This window comes from Pseudomonas sp. DNDY-54, assembly GCF_019880365.1.
GTDB classification, from domain to species: Bacteria; Pseudomonadota; Gammaproteobacteria; order Pseudomonadales; family Pseudomonadaceae; genus Stutzerimonas; species Stutzerimonas stutzeri_P.
Map to the genome: position 1 here is coordinate 2,656,398 of NZ_CP082271.1, position 16,393 is coordinate 2,672,790.

Below are 16,393 nucleotides of genomic sequence, written 5' to 3' on the forward strand. Positions count from 1 at the left end.
GCATGTGGCTTGCTTCGCATGACACATCGTGTTCCCACGCACTCGCTGCTTTCCCGCCGCGAGGTGCGTTCAGCGGCAGAGGTTTCTAGCGCCAATGATCCATTCCGACCCCCCAACACGCCCCGACCCACTCGCCTGGGTCGCCGGTAGCGATGCCCCCGAAAAACGAGTGGTCAACCTCGGTTTTATGGCCCTCACGGATGCAGCCTCGCTGATCGTCGCCGCTACTCAGGGGTTTGCCCAGCCGTACGGCCTGACGCTCAACCTCCACCGACAGGCGTCCTGGTCCAACGTGCGCGACAAGCTGATTGAAGGCGAGCTGGACGCCGCCCATGGGCTCTATGCATTGATCTATGCCGTGCATCTGGGAATCGGCGGCAGTGCCCCAGTGGACATGGCCGTACTTATGGGGCTCGCCCAGAACGGTCAAAGCATCACCCTCTCCAACACGCTCAGGTCAGCCAGCGTGACCGATCCGGAGGCACTGGCCGCCAGTGTGCGCCAGAGCGGTGCAAAACTCACACTCGCTCAGACCTTCCCAACCGGTACCCATGCGCTCTGGCTCTATTACTGGCTGGCAGCACACGGCATCCACCCGCTCAAGGACGTACGCACCCTGGTGGTGCCGCCGTCGCAGATGGTTGCGCATTTGCGGGCACGGCGCATCGACGGGTTCTGCGCGGGCGAACCCTGGGGTGCTCAGGCGATGCAGGAGGAGATGGGTTTCACGGTAGCCACCAGCCAGTCAATCTGGCCCGACCATCCGGAAAAGGTATTGGGTTGCACCCGTGCCTTCGTCGAGGAGTATCCCAATACGGCGCGGGCACTGGTCATGGCCATTCTCGAGGCCAGCCGCTTCATTGACGAGAGTCGGGAGAATCGTCGCAGTACGGCGCAGCTGATCGCGGGCGGCGCCTACGTTGATGCGCCACTGGCGGCTATCGAACCACGCTTTCTCGGACACTACGAAGACGGGCTCGGCCACGCCTGGCAGGACAAGCACCCGCTACGCTTCTTCGGTAGCGGCGAAGTCAATGTGCCCTACCTTTCTGATGGTCTTTGGTTTATGACCCAACTGAGGCGCTGGGGCCTGCTGCGTGAGGATCCGGATTACCTCGCTGTCGCGCAAAGCGTGCAACAGACCAGCCTTTACAGGGATGCAGCGACAGCACTGAACATTCCGCTGCCGAATTCGCTGATGCGCAGCGCCACGCTCATGGATGGCAGCCGCTGGGATGGCAGCGATCCGGCAGGCTACGCGCGCAGCTTCGCCCTGCACTCGCTGGCGGACCCTGCCGTACGCCACGTGCCTTGTTGAGGGAGACTGCCATGCTTCGCGTCCTTCTCATCGACGACACCCCACGCAAGGTCGGCCGCCTGCGCGCGGCACTGATCGAAGCCGGCTTCGAGGTCATCGAAGAATCCGGCCTGACCATCGACCTGCCCGAACGGGTCGAAACCGTCCGCCCGGACGTGGTGCTGATCGACACCGACTCCCCTGGCCGAGACGTCATGGAGCAGGTCGTGATGGTCACCCGCGACCAGCCGCGTCCCATCGTCATGTTCACCGATGACAACAACCCCGACGTCATGCGCCACGCCATCCGCGCCGGCGTTAGCGCCTACATCGTCGAAGGCATCCAGGCCCAGCGCCTGAAGCCGATCCTCGATGTGGCCATGGCCCGCTTCGAAAGTGACCAGGCGATTCGGGCCCAATTGCACGCACGCGACCAGCAACTGGTCGAGCGCAAGCGCATTGAACTGGCCAAGGGCATGCTGATGAAAATGCGCAGCTGCAATGAGGAAGAGGCCTACACGCTGATGCGCCGCCAAGCCATGAGTCGCCAGCAGAAGTTGGTTCAGGTAGCCGAGCAGATCATCGCCATGAACGATCTGTTGGGGCAGTGATCCGCAGCGGGTTTCGGCCAGGCATTCGCCAGCCCCGCCTGATGGTGTGACCGCAAAGGATGCAGGCCGCCGGCTTCTACGATTGTCGGAGATGGGCCAGCCGTGTGGACGCGTACAATCCGCGTCCCGCACCTTGCGCTGATATGGCGCCACGCATCCAGCCTACGAGAACACCATGGCCCGCCTGACCCTGCAGTTTCCCGAAGACCAGTTCTGCTTCACCACCCAGCTGACCGTACGCATCACCGATATCAACGCCGGTAACCACCTGGCTAACGACTCGATGATCTCGATGATCTCCGAAGCCCGGGCGCGCTTCCTGTTTGCCTACGGTATCGCCGAGACCAGCAAGGACGGCAGCGGCATCATCGTGACCGACCTGGCCACCACCTATAAAGCCGAAGCCCATGCGCGCGACGTGCTGCTGTTCGAGGTCGGCGTGATGGATTTCAACAAGTATGGCGGCGACATCACGTTTCGCATCACCCGACCCGCTGACGGCAGCCTGATCGCCATGGCCAAGTCCGGCTTCGTTTTTTACAACTACCTGGAAACTCGGGTGGTCCCCATGCCAGCCGCGTTCGAGGCGAAGTTCCCAAAGGTCAACCGCATCGGCTAGTCCGCCCTACTTGGACGCACTGCGCACCAAGGGTGCGCAATCCTGACTGACTTGCAAAAACGCCCACACAACCGCAGGCCGCGGGATTTCCAGAATTCCCAGCCCTGGCACAGCTTCTGCTTAAGCTAATCCGGTAGCCAACGGCGGTTACTCACAGACATGACAAAGGCGTCGCGTTGCCCCGTTCGAAGAACGGTGGTTTCGCGGCGCTTTTTTGTTTTCCCCAAGGACCGGGGCGCGACGGCAACGGCTCGCCGCTCGCAACAGATTCAAGCGCTGCCACAGCCCATGCGGCTGGGCAGCCAGCGCACTCTCCGTCGCCCATGTCGGCGCGTCGGTTGCCCTTGTCTAGTGAGGTGTCTAAATGAATACGAGTTTCTGGAAAGCCGGCCATACGCCGACGCTGTTCTCCGCCTTTCTCTATTTCGATCTGAGTTTCATGGTCTGGTATGTGCTCGGTCCCATGGGCGTTCAGATCGCCGCCGACCTCGGCCTCACCACGCAACAGCGCGCCTTCATGGTCGCCACGCCCATACTTTCCGGCGCCGTACTGCGCCTAGTGCTGGGTATGCTGGCCGATCGCACCTCGCCGAAGACTGCCGGGCTGTTCGGTCAGATCGTGGTGATCGCTGCGTTGTTTATCGCCTGGCTCCATGGCATTCACAACTATGAACAGGCCCTGCTGCTCGGCCTGTTCCTCGGCATGGCCGGTGCCTCCTTCGCCGTCGCGCTGCCGCTGGCCTCGCAGTGGTATCCGCCGCAGCATCAGGGCAAGGCCATGGGCATTGCCGGAGCGGGCAACTCCGGCACGGTGTTTGCGGCGCTGTTCGCGCCGGTGCTGGCGACGATGTTCGGCTGGAGCAACGTGTTCGGCCTGGCGCTGATTCCGCTGGTGCTGGTCCTGATCATCTTTGCCAGCCTGGCCAGGAACGCACCGAATCGTCCAGCGCCAAAGTCTTTCCGTGACTACATGAAAGCGCTGGGGGATCGCGACAGTTGGTGGTTCATGTTCTTCTACAGCGTGACTTTCGGTGGCTTCCTCGGCCTGGCCAGTACCCTGCCCGGCTACTTCCATGACCAGTACGCCTTCGATCCGGTCAAGGCCGGCTATTACACCGCCGCCTGCGTGTTCGCCGGCAGCATGCTGCGTCCGCTCGGTGGCGCACTGGCCGACCGCATCGGCGGCATCCGCTCGCTGCTGGTGATGTACACCGTTGCTGCCGTATGCCTGTTCGTTGTCGGCTTCAATTTACCGAGTTCAACGGCTGCACTGGCCTTGTTCGTGGTCGCCATGCTCAGCCTTGGCGCAGGCAACGGCGCGGTGTTCCAGCTGGTGCCACAGCGCTTCAGCAAGGAAATCGGTGTGATGACCGGGCTGGTCGGCATGGCCGGAGGCATCGGCGGCTTCCTACTGACCGCAGGCCTGGGCGCCGTCAAGCAGGCCACCGGCGATTATCAGTTAGGCCTCTGGCTGTTCGGCAGCTTGGGCGCGCTGGCCTGGTTCGGCCTGTATGGCGTGAAGCGTCGCTGGAGAACAACCTGGGGCTCTGCCGCGATGACCGCCGCCCGGGTCTGATTTCCGGTCAGACGATCAGAAGGCAGGCCTCACGGGCCTGCCCATGCAGTTCAACCACCTAGCCGTGCGCCATCCGGAGTGATGCCTTCATGCCCTTGCAGTTTGCGTTCGGCGAAGCCAGTGCCACCGGCCCACGCGAAGAGAACCAGGACGCGCTGCGCATCGTCACGCCGACACCGGGGCTCGTCGCGAGCAAGGGTGCGCTGTTTGCCATTGCTGACGGCGTCAGCCAGTGCGCTGATGGCGGCCTTGCCGCTCGGGTCACCTTGCAGGCGTTGGCCACCGACTACTACGCCACGCCGGAGACCTGGACTGTCGCGCAGTCCCTTGACCGGCTGCTGGTCGCCCACAATCGCTGGCTGCAGGCCAACGGTGGCGGGCAGCCGCTGCTGACCACGCTGACCGCACTGGTGCTGCGCGGCCGTCGCTTCACCCTCGCCCATGTCGGCGACTGTCGCGCCTATCGCTGGCTCGATGGCGAGCTGCAGCGGCTCAGTGAAGACCATGTATGGGAACAGCCGAACATGCAGCACGTGCTCAAGCGTGCCATGGGCCTGGACCAGCATCTGGTGGTGGATTACCTCGACGGCGAGCTGCGCCTCGGCGAATCCTTCGTGCTGCTCAGTGATGGAGTCTGGGCCAGCATCACCGAAGGTGATATCCACAACGTTCTGCGCGCCGAGCCGGATCTGTCCAAGGCCGCGAGCGCACTGGTCCATCTCGCTCACCAGAGCGGCAGTCAGGACAACGCCAGCGCGCTCCTACTGCGGGTCGACGAACTGCCGGAAGCGGCATTGGCCGATTCGCTCGCACAGCTGCCGGACTGGCCATTGCCGCCCAAGCTACTCCCCGGCCAGGTGTTCGAAGGCTGGACCGTCGAGTCGCTGCTGGCCGAGTCGCGTCAGTCGTTGATCTATCGAGTGCATGATCAGCAGGGCGAGGCCTGGTTGCTGAAAACACTACCGCCCAGCCGCGACAATGAACCCGAAGCCGGGCCAGCCCTGCTGCAGGAAGAGTGGTTTCTGCGCCGCGTCGCCGGCCGTGCGTTCCCCGAAGTCCATGGATTGCCCAAACGCCAGCACCTGTACTACGTGCAGCGTGAATACCGTGGCCAGACGCTCGCCCTGCAATTCGACCTGCGAGGCCCGATGGCGATCGCCGATTGGCTGCAGCTGGCGCCACGCCTAATCCGCGCACTGGGCATGCTGCACCGGCGCAACATCCTGCACCGCGATATCAAGCCCGAGAATCTGCACCTGGACGATGACGGCGAGCTGCGCCTGCTGGATTTCGGCCTCGCCTATTGCCCCGGTCTGTCCCGCGACCTGCCGCATCATCTTCCGGGTACACCAAGCTATATCGCGCCGGAAGCCTTTAGCGGCGAGCCTCCCAGTCGAGAGCAGGACCTCTATGCAGCAGGCGTCACGTTCTACTTCCTGCTCACCGGCCATTTCCCCTATGGCGAAATCGAGGCCTTCCAGCGCCCCCGTTTCGGGTTGCCGGTGCCGGCCAGTCGCTACCGGCCTGACCTGCCCCAGTGGCTAGATGACATGCTCAGGCGGGCCGTTGCGGCCGATCCTGCGCAGCGTTTCGAAACCGCGGAAGAATGGCTCCTCGCGCTGGAACAGGGGGAGCGCCTTGCCGGCAGCGCACCTAAGCCGCCGCTGCTCGAACGCGAGCCGCTGAAGGTCTGGCGTGGGCTGGCCCTGCTGTCGCTGCTGCTGAATCTGGCGCTACTCGTGTGGCTGGCAAAAGGCAGTTGAGCGATTGGTTCCGCTCAGATCGACGTGCGACGGACAATCAAACCTTGCCGCGCAACGCGGACCAACTGCCGCACACAGTCTTCGAGACCTGCCGCAGTCGGCGCCTGGATCACGGCCAGGTCGAAACAATTGGATGCAAAGTGCGCCAGCGACTCGTCGGCACCGGTGAACTGAACCTGAAAGGCGCGCGGCTTGCCCCATCGTTTCGGCCAGCCGTCCAGATAGCGCAACAGCGAGGGTTGATGGCTGCCGCCAAGGAGGATTTTCGGATTGCTGCGTACCTGCCCACTGGTGATAGGGGCCAAACGTAAAGGGGCGCGTTGCAGTGCATTCATTGGGAGAAGTCCCGCCTCGAGAATTCCGCTGGGCGGCGGTGGGAGGCGACACCGAACCAGCGCTTTAGCGGTATTTCGAAGCCTTGGCTCCAGGCGCCCCGCAAGTAGCTGACTAAATCGGCGCATGGGCGAAACAATAAAAAAGCGAGCCGGCGGCTGTCAACGACCAATTTCGCCATGCAGCCCGCGGCCTCCTCCGTGATGGTGGGCTGAAGCCCACCATCACGGGTATGAACCACCGAAAGCCGTCACGACACACGGCCTCAATGCGTAGGGTGGGCTTCAGCCCACCAACAAGGCTCGCAGCACTCCACCGACGCACCAGTACTGCGCAGCTTGCTATATAGGGGTGCAGCTGCAAGTCGCTTCGGCCCGGTTGCGCAGGCTTGGCGAAACGATAAGACAGCGCAGCATTACGTGCGCCTGTACCGGTTCGCTCCGTGCCAGCGCCCGTCAGTGCTGGGCTGCGCGTCGAAGACGTTGCGCAGGGCGACATGCGCGCTACGGCTGACCGCGGCCAGCCGCTGAACTGCGACCAGGTTGGCACAGCCTCTGCATTGTCAGGCTTACATCAAGCCGGACCTTCAACGTGGAGGGTCAGGCTCCGAATACGGAACACAAGGACAAAGGCGTCCTCACTGGGAGATCAGTGGGACGCCTTTTTCGTTTTTGCATCTTTCAACGGCATGGCCCGGCAGCATTCAGCGATCCGGCCCGGCACGGAGAACGGCATGAAGAAACTCAAGCTGGTGATGATTGGCAACGGCATGGCCGGGGTTCGCACCCTCGAAGAGCTGCTCAAGCTCGCCCCCGAGCTTTACGACATCACCGTATTCGGTGCCGAGCCTCATCCGAACTACAACCGCATCCTGCTTTCGCCCGTGTTGGCCGGCGAGCAGACGTTCGAGGAGATCGTACTCAACGACCTCGACTGGTACGCCGAGAACAACATTCGTCTGATGCTCAACCGCAAAGTGATCGAGATCGACCGCGCCAAGCGCCGCGTGATTGCCGACGACGGCAGCGAGGCCGAGTACGACCGACTGCTGATCGCCACCGGCTCGAACCCCTTCATCCTGCCGATACCGGGCAATCAGCTCGACGGCGTGATCGGCTATCGCGACATCGCTGATACCCAGACGATGATGGACATCGCCAAGACCCATAAGCAGGCGGTGGTCATCGGCGGTGGGTTGCTCGGGCTGGAAGCAGCCAACGGTCTCAAACTGCGCGGCATGGAGGTGACCGTGGTGCATATCGGCGAATGGCCGATGGAGCGCCAACTCGACAAGACAGCCGGCACCCTGCTGCAGCAGGCGCTGGAAGCCCGTGGCCTCAACTTCAAGATGCAGAAGCAGACCGCCGAGCTGATCGGCAACGATGAGGGCCGCGTACGAGCCGTGCGCTTCGCCGATGACGAAGTGATCGACGCGGATCTGGTGGTGATGGCCGCCGGCATCCGTCCCAACAGCGAACTCGCTGAACGGTCTGGAATTCCCTGCAACCGGGGCATTCTGGTCAATGACACCCTGCAAACCTACGACCCGCGCGTCTATGCCGTCGGTGAATGCGCCAACCATCGCGGCACCGCCTACGGGTTAGTCGCGCCGCTGTTCGAGCAGGCCAAGGTTTGCGCTAATCATTTAGCGATGCTTGGCTTCTCCCGCTACCTGGGTTCGGTGACGTCAACCAAGCTGAAAGTCACCGGCATTGATCTGTTCTCGGCCGGCGATTTTTTCGGCGGCGACGGCACCGAAACCATCACCCTCTCCGACCCCATCGGCGGCGTGTACAAGAAGCTGGTGATCAAGGACAACATCCTCGTCGGGGCCTGCCTGTACGGCGACACGGCCGACGGCGGCTGGTACTTCCGCCAGGTCCGCGAAGGTCAGGACGTCAGCGGCATCCGCGACCACCTAATGTTTGGCGAAGGCGCCATCGGCGACACCGGCCACCAGGGCCAGCACAAGGCCATGGCCATGCCCGACAGCATGGAAGTCTGCGGCTGCAACGGCGTGTGCAAAGGTGAGATCGTCAAGGCGATCCAGGAGCACGGGCTGTTCTCCGTCGACGATGTGAAAAAGCACACCAAGGCCGCCAGTTCCTGCGGCTCCTGCGCGGGGCTGGTGGAACAGATACTGATGAGCACCGTCGGCGGCGCCGCGGATGTGAAGCCGAAAAGCGAAAAGGCCATCTGCGGCTGCAGTGACCTGAACCACGGCCAAGTGCGCAAGGCCATTGTCGACGAACACCTGGCCACCATCCCGGCGGTGATGAGCTATCTGAACTGGCGCACGCCCAACGGCTGCGCCACCTGCCGCCCGGCCCTGAACTACTACCTGATCTCCTCCTGGCCCGGCGAAGCCAAGGACGACCCGCAGTCGCGCTTCATCAACGAACGCGCCCACGCCAATATCCAGAAGGACGGCACCTATTCGGTGGTTCCGCGGATGTTCGGCGGCGTAACCAATGCCGCCGAGCTGCGCCGCATCGCTGACGTCGCCGACAAGTACCAGGTGCCGATGGTCAAGGTCACCGGCGGCCAGCGCATCGACCTGCTGGGCATCAAGAAGGATGACCTGCCAAACGTCTGGAAGGACCTGGACATGCCCGATGGCCACGCCTACGGCAAATCCATTCGCACCGTGAAGACCTGCGTCGGCAAGGAGTTCTGCCGCTTCGGCACCCAGAATTCGACCGGGCTGGGTATCGATCTGGAGAAGGCACTGTTCGGCATGTACTCGCCGCACAAGGTCAAGCTGGCCGTCTCCGCCTGCCCGCGCAACTGCGCCGAATCCGGCATCAAGGACGTCGGCATCATCGGCGTCGATTCCGGCTGGGAGCTGTACATCGGTGGCAACGGTGGCATCAAGACCGAAGCCGGGGAGTTTTTCGTCAAGGTCAAGACAGCAGAGGAAGTCGCCGAATACAGCTTCGCCTTTCTCCAGCTCTACCGCGAGGAAGGCTTCTACCTCGAACGCACCGTGCACTACATGCAGCGCGTCGGCTTGGAATACATCAAGAAGATCGTTCTGGAAGACGAAGCCCGGCGCAAGGCGCTGGCCCAGCGACTGATGTTCTCGCTGAGTTTCGAGGGCGATGGCTGGAAGAAGGCCATCGCCGAGCAATCGCTGAAGAAAGAATACGAAACCATCCAGTTGGCCCAGATCGAGCCCGCGTGACGATTCGCCGTGGCCGGAATAGCTGCTTGATCAACCGAATTGCGAGGAAACAACCATGAAATGGTTCGACATCTGCTCCCTGGATGAGATCAACCCGCTCGGCGCGCGCATCGTCGCCGGCCCCAAAGGCGATATCGCGGTGTTCCGTACTGCGGACGATCAGGTGTTCGCACTGGACGACCGCTGCCCGCACAAGGGCGGCCCGCTGTCCCAGGGCATCGTCTTCGGCAAGCAGGTCGCGTGCCCGCTGCACAACTGGCAGATCAATCTCGATAGCGGCCAAGCCGTGGCGCCGGATGTGGGCTGCGCGCATCGACACGAAGCGCGGATCGAGAACGGCCGCGTGATGCTCTCGTTGAACAGCGCCACCGAGTGCGCCTGAGCATGCCGACAACCGTAGGGCTAGATAGGTGGGCTAAAACGGAACGCCGCCCGGCCCGTTTGGCGGAGACGCCGTCGCAACCGTAGGGTGGGCTTCAGCCCACCAATGAGAGCCAGCGGACCCTTCGCTATAGCAAACCAAGGCCCGGATCCTGAAGGCCATTGCTGCACGGCAACGCTAGAGAAACGCAGGGTGAAGCAAAGCGCCACCCTGCCCACCGTGGTAACCGTGGGCTAAAGCCCACCCTACAAATGCAGACCCTACAGCTAGCGAGTCCATCAATGAACGAATTGCCAGGAGACGACGCCATGCGCCAGACAACCGCTTCGACCTGCTGCTATTGCGGCGTGGGCTGCGGCGTGCTGATCGAGCACGACGGCGAGCGCATCCTCGATGTCGCCGGCGACCCGAAGCATCCCGCGAATTTCGGCAAGCTGTGCAGCAAGGGCGCGACCCTGCACCTGACCGGTGACCTGGACGCCCGCGCGCTCTACCCCGAATTGCGGCTGGGCAAGGCCCTGGCTCGTGCGCGCTCGGATTGGGACACTGCGCTGGACCACGCCGCCAACGTATTTGCTGAGACCATCGCCGAGCACGGTCCGGACAGCGTCGCCTTCTACATCTCCGGCCAGTTGCTGACTGAGGATTACTACGCCTTCAACAAGCTCGCCCGCGCGCTGGTCGGCACCAACAACATCGATTCCAACTCGCGGCTGTGCATGTCGTCCGCCGTGGTCGGCTACAAGCGCAGCCTAGGCGCCGACGCACCGCCGTGCAGCTACGAGGACATCGAACAGAGCGATTGTCTGCTGATCGTCGGCAGCAACATGGCCTATGCCCATCCGGTGCTGTTCCGGCGCCTCGAAGAAGCCAAGGCCAAGCGCCCGGAGATGAAGGTCATCGTCGTTGATCCACGACGCACCGACACCTGCGACCTGGCGGACCTGCACCTGGCGATCCTGCCGGGGACTGACGTTGCGCTGTTCCACGGGATACTGCACATCCTGCTGTGGGAAGGCTGGATCGACCGCGATTTCATCGAGGCCCATACCGATGGCTTCGATGAGCTGAAAAGCATGGTGCGCGACTACAACCCGGCCATGGTGGCGGACCTCTGCGGCATCAGCGTCGATGAATTGCAGACCACGGCCCGCCTCATCGGCACGTCGAACAGTTTTCTCTCGCTCTGGTGCATGGGCGTCAACCAGTCCACGGCCGGCAGCGCCAAGAACAGCGCGTTGATCAACCTGCACCTGGCCACCGGCCATATCGGCAAGCCTGGCGCCGGGCCCTTCTCCCTGACCGGTCAGCCCAATGCCATGGGTGGCCGCGAGACTGGCAGCCTGTCCAATCTGCTGCCTGGTCATCGCGAGGCAGGTAACGCGGCGCATCGTGCCGAAGTGGCCGACTACTGGGGTGTGCCGGCATTGCCGGAGGCCGCAGGCCTCTCTGCCATCGAGCTGTTCGAGGCCGTGCGCAGCGGCAAGATCAAGGCGCTGTGGATCGCCTGTACCAACCCGGCGCAATCCATGCCGGACCAGCGGAACGTTCACGAGGCCTTGGCCGCCTGCCCTTTTGTCGTGGTGCAAGAAGCGTTTTTCACCACCGAGACCTGTCGCTACGCCGACCTCCTTCTGCCCGCCGCCAGTTGGGGCGAGAAGGAAGGCACGGTGACCAACTCGGAGCGCCGCGTCAGCCACGTGCGCCCGGCCATCGCAGCTCCAGGCGAGGCGCGGGCCGACTGGTCGATCACCTGTGACTTTGCCCGCCGCCTGGAAGCGCTGATGCGCCCCGGCCAGGTGAGTTTGTTCGCCTTCGACACGCCGTCGGCGATATTCGAGGAATACAAGTGGCTGACCGCAGGCCGTGATTTGAACCTGTCCGGTCTCAGCCATGCGGTGATCGACCAGCTCGGGCCGCAGCAATGGCCCTTCCCCGCCGGCAGCACGCAGGGCTCCACGCGTCTTTATGGCGACGGGATATTCCCCACCGACAACGGCCGCGCACGTTTTCTCGCCGAGCAGTACCAGGCGCCAAAGGAAAGACGCGAGGCGCGCTTCCCGCTCACGCTGAACACCGGCCGCCTGCGCGATCACTGGCACGGCATGAGTCGCACCGGCACCGCGGCGCGGCTGTTTGGCCACGTCGAGGAAGCGCTACTGAGCATGAGTGGCGACGACATGCGCCGTCGCCGCCTGCTCGATGGCCAGTTGGTCAAGGTCCGCAGTCGCCGCGGCGAGCTGCTCTTGCCGGTGCACAAGGACGACAGCCTGCGGCCCGGTCAGGCCTTCATGCCGATGCATTGGGGTGATCGCTTCCTCAAAGGAATGGGCGTGAATGTGCTGACCCTCCCCGACTTCGATCCGGTCTCCAAACAACCGGAGCTCAAGCACGCCGGCGTGGAAGTGGAGAAGGTCGAACTGCCCTGGCAGTTCTTCGCCATGGTCGAAGGCCATGTGCAGAAGCGCTTCGAAAAATTGCGGCCCTTATTTGAAGGATTCGCCTATGCGAGCTTCAGCCTGACCGGGCGGGACCGTTCGGCGTTAGTCATCCGTGCCGCCTGTAACGAAGCCCCGGATGCGGCGCAACTGGCGCAGATCGAACAGCTGCTGGGGCTGAATGAGGGCCCGGTGGTGGCTTACGACGACCCGCGACGTGCTGTCGGCAAGCGGGTGCGTATCGAGGACGGCCGCATCGTCGCCCTCAGCCTGTCCGGCGAAACCGCCGCACGCGACTGGCTGAAACAGCTCTGGCACGACGGCACCGCCGATCAGGCGCTGCGCCGCTGGCTGCTGGCACCGCTGAGCACCCCGCCGGGTGGCGCAGCCCGCGCAGCCAAGACCCTGTGCAACTGCATGAACGTCAGTCAGGACGCAATCTGTTCAGGCATCGCGCGGGGCCTGGATTTAAATGGCTTGAAGCGGGAGCTGGGTTGCGGCATCAGCTGCGGCTCCTGTGTACCGGAAATCAAGCGGCTGTTGGTGAAACAACCGGCAGTGGCTTGAACATCAACAGTTGGCGATGCATGGCGCGTCGCCGACGAGATTACAGCAACAGGTGAGGTGGGAAACATGAGCGCAAAAGTCTGGCTGGTTGGCGCGGGGCCCGGTGATCCGGAGCTGCTGACACTCAAGGCCGTTCGCGCCATGGGCGACGCGCAGGTGGTGCTGATCGACGATCTAGTCAATCCCGCCGTACTCGAACACTGCCCAAATGCACGAGTAATTGCGGTGGGCAAGCGCGGCGGCTGCCGCTCCACCCCTCAGGCGTTCATCCATCGGCTGATGCTGCGCTACGCGCGTCAGGGCAAATGCGTGGTGCGCCTCAAAGGTGGCGACCCCTGCATCTTCGGCCGCGGCGGCGAGGAAGCCGAGTGGCTGGCGGAGCGCGGCATCGAGGTCGAGTTGGTCAACGGCATCACCGCAGGCCTGGCCGGCGCCACACAATGCGGTATTTCACTGACCCAACGCGGCGTGGCGCGCGGCGTAACGCTGGTCACCGCGCATACGCTAGACGGCAGCAGCCCCGAGTGGCATGCATTGGCGAAAACCGGCACTACCCTGGTCGTCTACATGGGCGTGAGCAACCTAGAGCAGGTTCAAACCGGCCTCATCGAAGGCGGTTTGCCGGAAAGCACGCCGGTAGCGATGATCGAAAACGCTTCGCTGCCGCAACAGCGCGAATGCCGCTCGCAACTGGGGGTTATGTGCACGGATGCTGCCGCGTTCCGGTTGAAGAGCCCCGCTATTCTGGTCATCGGCGAAGTCGCCGCTCAGGCCGTTACGCAGGGGCTAAGCCAGATTGCATGATAGATAGCTGCTGATACGTTGGACCGGAAGGTCGAAGCTGGAACAGACACTCAGCACGTAGAGGTCCTTATCACCGAACCGTCCTGCCGGGGAACGGTGGGCTAAAGCGGAACGCCGCCCGGCTCACCCTACTCTGAGGTTCGGGCAGCGAGTGCCCAGCAGGGCGTGACCCTAAGGTAGGGTGAGCTTCAGCCCACCATACAGCCCGCGATGGTAAGAGCGAAGAGATGGCAGACCCGCGTCTACAGCGCGAGATACTTGAAACCCCGCTTTGCGGGGTTTCAAGTTTGAGGTTCGAGCAGCAAATGCCCGCAGGTGTGACCCAAAGGTAGGGTGGGCTTCAGCCCACCAGAAAGCCCACGGTGGTAGAGCGATGAGATGGCAGACCCGCGTCTTCAGCGAGATACTAAAAACCCCGCTTTGCGGGGTTCTTAGTTTAGCGCCTGACTATGTCACGCCTTCTGCCGCAGCTTCTCCGGTTTGATCAGGAAGCGCGCCAGTGCAGGCAGTAGCCAGATCGCACCGACCATGTTCCAGAGGAACATGAAGGTCAGCATCAAGCCCATGTCGGCCTGGAACTTGATCGCCGAGAACACCCAGGTGAACACACCGATCGCCAGGCAGATGCCGGTGAAGATCACGGCCTTGCCGGTTGATTTCAGCGTTTCGTAGTAGGCGTCCTGCAGCGTCATGCCTTGGCGCAGGTAAGACTCGAGTCGGCTGTAGATGTAGATGCCGTAATCGACACCGATACCCACACCCAGCGCGATCACCGGCAGCGTCGCGACTTTCACTCCAATGCCCATGAAGGCCATCAGGGCGTTGCCGAGGATCGAGGTCAGCACCAGCGGCAGGATTACGCAGAGCGTCGCGGCTATGGATCGGAACGTTAGGAGACACATGAAGCTCACGGCGGCATACACCGCGATCAGCATGGTGGTTTCCGACGCCGCAATCACTTCGTTGGTGGCCGCTTCAATGCCAGCGTTACCGGCGGCCAACACGAATTCCAGCCCCTCGCGGTTGTTTTCCTCGGCGAAGTCACGGGCCACCGAAACCACGTGCTCCAACGTCTCGGCTTTGTGGTCGTTGAGGAACACCAGTACCGGCGCCAGCGAGCAATCGCTGTTGTACATGCCTTCGGCGCGGGCAATGGAGCTGTTCAGAACGAACTGGTTACGCGACAAGGTTTCCCATTTCAGGCTTCCCTCGTTCATACCCTTGATGCTCTGACGAGCCACCGAGACCATCGAAACCGCAGATTGCACACCGTCGGTGTTTTCCATCCGCCACATCAGCTCGTCCATTGCAGCGAGCGTGTCGTAATGGGCACAGCCTTCTGGCGCTGTCTTGACCATCACCACCAGCACATCGGAACTGGTGGAGTAATTGCGGATGACAAAGTCATTGTCGAGGTTGTAGCGCGAGTCCGGATGCAGTTCCGGTGCACCCTGATCAAGGTCACCGATCTTGAGGTTCTGGCCGTACCAGAGTCCCCCGCCCACGGCGAGCAGCGCGATGACGATGGAGATTGGCGCAACGACCGGGTTGGCAAAATTCGAGAGCAGACGCCAGAACGGATGATTGCGTGCCGCCTCTTCGCGTGCCTGTTTCACTGCGCGCTGGCTGATGCCCATGTAGGAAATCGCCACCGGCAGCAGAATCAGGTTGGTCAGGATGATTACCGCCACGCCGAGCGAAGCGCCAATTGCCAGCTCGCGGATGACGCCGATGTCGATCAGCAGCAGGGTCACGAAGCCCACGGCGTCCGAAGCCAGCGCCACCATGCCCGGAATGAACAGCTGACGGAACGCCATTCGAGCGGCTGCCAGGGGATCATCGGTATGACCCGAGGCCATGGCGATGCCGTTGATCTTCTGCACACCGTGGGAAATGCCGATGGCAAATACCAGGAACGGTACCAGCATCGAATACGGATCAAGACCGAAGCCCAGGGTATGCAAGAGGCCAAGCTGCCATGCAACCGCGATCAGGGTGGTGACCACAACGGCGATGGTGCTTTTGACGCAGCGGGTGAACCACAGCAGCAGCGCAAGGGTGATGCCGATGGCGACGAAGAAGAACAGCGCGACACCCACCAACCCGTCGATCAGGTCACCGACCTTCTTGGCGAAGCCGATGATGTGAATGTCTACGTTCGGATTCTGCGCCTCGTACTTGTCGCGAATCTTCTCTTCCAGCTCGTGGGAGAACTTCTGGTAGTCGAGGGTGATCTGCTTGCTGCGGTCGTCAGGATCCGAATAGGACTCCATCAATGGCACGTCGATGATGCTGGATTTGAAATCGTTGGCGACGAGGCGCCCGATCTGTCCAGACTTGAGGATATTGCTGCGCAGATCGTCGAGACTTTCTGGCGAACCGTCGTAGGTCTGGGGAATGACCTCGCCGCCGGCGAACCCCTGCTCCGTTACTTCGGTCCAGCGGACGCTGGGGCTCCACAGGGACTTCATGTTGGAGCGGTCGACGCCTTGGATGTAGAACACTTCATCGTGAATCTGACGCAGCGTCTCCATGTACTCCTTGGAGAAGATATCGCCGTCCTTCGCCTCGACGGAAATCCGCACGGTGTTGCCCAGATTCGCGAGGTCATCGCGGTGCTCGAGCATGTTCTGAATGTAGGGATGTCCCAGGGGAATCATCTTTTCAAAGCTGGTCGAAGGACGAACCTGAGCAGCCTGATAGAACAGGAATACGCTTATCAAAAGGCAGACGAGGATCACTGCCGGTCGATTATTGAAGATCAGGCGCTCTAGAAAGGACGCCGGCTTCTGCTGATGCTTGGTCATGTGGGCTCCGGC

At 62.4% G+C, this 16,393-nt stretch carries 11 protein-coding genes; 9 read left to right on the forward strand and 2 right to left on the reverse strand.

From position 1 onward, the window contains the following. The first annotated feature begins 94 nt into the window (after positions 1-94). From K4O48_RS12265 to K4O48_RS12285, 5 genes are all read left to right on the forward strand, one after another. Positions 95-1,318: a CmpA/NrtA family ABC transporter substrate-binding protein gene (locus K4O48_RS12265; protein ID WP_222908570.1), complete on the forward strand. Its 1,224-nt coding sequence runs from the start codon at positions 95-97 to the stop codon at positions 1,316-1,318. A gap of 11 nt (positions 1,319-1,329) precedes the next feature. Continuing rightward, entirely contained in the window at positions 1,330-1,908 is a 579-nt protein-coding gene (locus tag K4O48_RS12270; protein ID WP_222908571.1) for an ANTAR domain-containing response regulator, read from the forward strand. 175 nt (positions 1,909-2,083) lie between these two features. Further along, positions 2,084-2,527, forward strand: coding sequence for a thioesterase family protein (locus K4O48_RS12275; RefSeq protein WP_222908572.1), 444 nt, complete (start codon positions 2,084-2,086; stop codon positions 2,525-2,527). Between the two features lie 364 nt (positions 2,528-2,891). Further along, positions 2,892-4,103 carry an MFS transporter gene (locus K4O48_RS12280; protein ID WP_222908573.1) on the forward strand — a complete coding sequence of 404 codons (1,212 nt, stop codon included), beginning with the start codon at positions 2,892-2,894 and terminating at the stop codon, positions 4,101-4,103. A gap of 89 nt (positions 4,104-4,192) precedes the next feature. Continuing rightward, positions 4,193-5,866, forward strand: a complete 1,674-nt coding sequence (locus K4O48_RS12285) for a bifunctional protein-serine/threonine kinase/phosphatase (RefSeq protein WP_222908574.1) — start codon at positions 4,193-4,195, stop codon at positions 5,864-5,866. A 14-nt stretch (positions 5,867-5,880) separates the two neighbouring features. On the opposite strand, the gene K4O48_RS12290 is transcribed toward K4O48_RS12285, so the two are convergent. Then, positions 5,881-6,201, reverse strand: a complete 321-nt coding sequence (locus K4O48_RS12290) for a class I SAM-dependent methyltransferase (RefSeq protein WP_222908576.1) — start codon at positions 6,199-6,201, stop codon at positions 5,881-5,883. A gap of 731 nt (positions 6,202-6,932) precedes the next feature. Here K4O48_RS12290 and nirB point away from each other — a divergent pair. The 4 genes from nirB (at position 6,933) to cobA (ending at position 13,574) form a co-directional block, all read left to right on the forward strand. Then, positions 6,933-9,383: a nitrite reductase large subunit NirB gene (nirB, locus tag K4O48_RS12295; RefSeq protein WP_222908578.1), complete on the forward strand. Its 2,451-nt coding sequence runs from the start codon at positions 6,933-6,935 to the stop codon at positions 9,381-9,383. Positions 9,384-9,438: 55 nt separating this feature from the next. After that, positions 9,439-9,765: a nitrite reductase small subunit NirD gene (gene nirD / locus K4O48_RS12300; RefSeq protein ID WP_222908579.1), complete on the forward strand. Its 327-nt coding sequence runs from the start codon at positions 9,439-9,441 to the stop codon at positions 9,763-9,765. A 308-nt stretch (positions 9,766-10,073) separates the two neighbouring features. Beyond that, positions 10,074-12,770, forward strand: a complete 2,697-nt coding sequence (locus K4O48_RS12305) for a nitrate reductase (protein WP_222908581.1) — start codon at positions 10,074-10,076, stop codon at positions 12,768-12,770. A 66-nt stretch (positions 12,771-12,836) separates the two neighbouring features. After that, entirely contained in the window at positions 12,837-13,574 is a 738-nt protein-coding gene (gene cobA, locus K4O48_RS12310) for a uroporphyrinogen-III C-methyltransferase (protein ID WP_222908583.1), read from the forward strand. 452 nt (positions 13,575-14,026) lie between these two features. Here cobA and K4O48_RS12315 read toward each other — a convergent pair whose 3' ends face one another. Continuing rightward, positions 14,027-16,381, reverse strand: a complete 2,355-nt coding sequence (locus tag K4O48_RS12315; RefSeq protein ID WP_222908585.1) for an efflux RND transporter permease subunit — start codon at positions 16,379-16,381, stop codon at positions 14,027-14,029. Between the last annotated feature and the right edge of the window lie 12 nt (positions 16,382-16,393).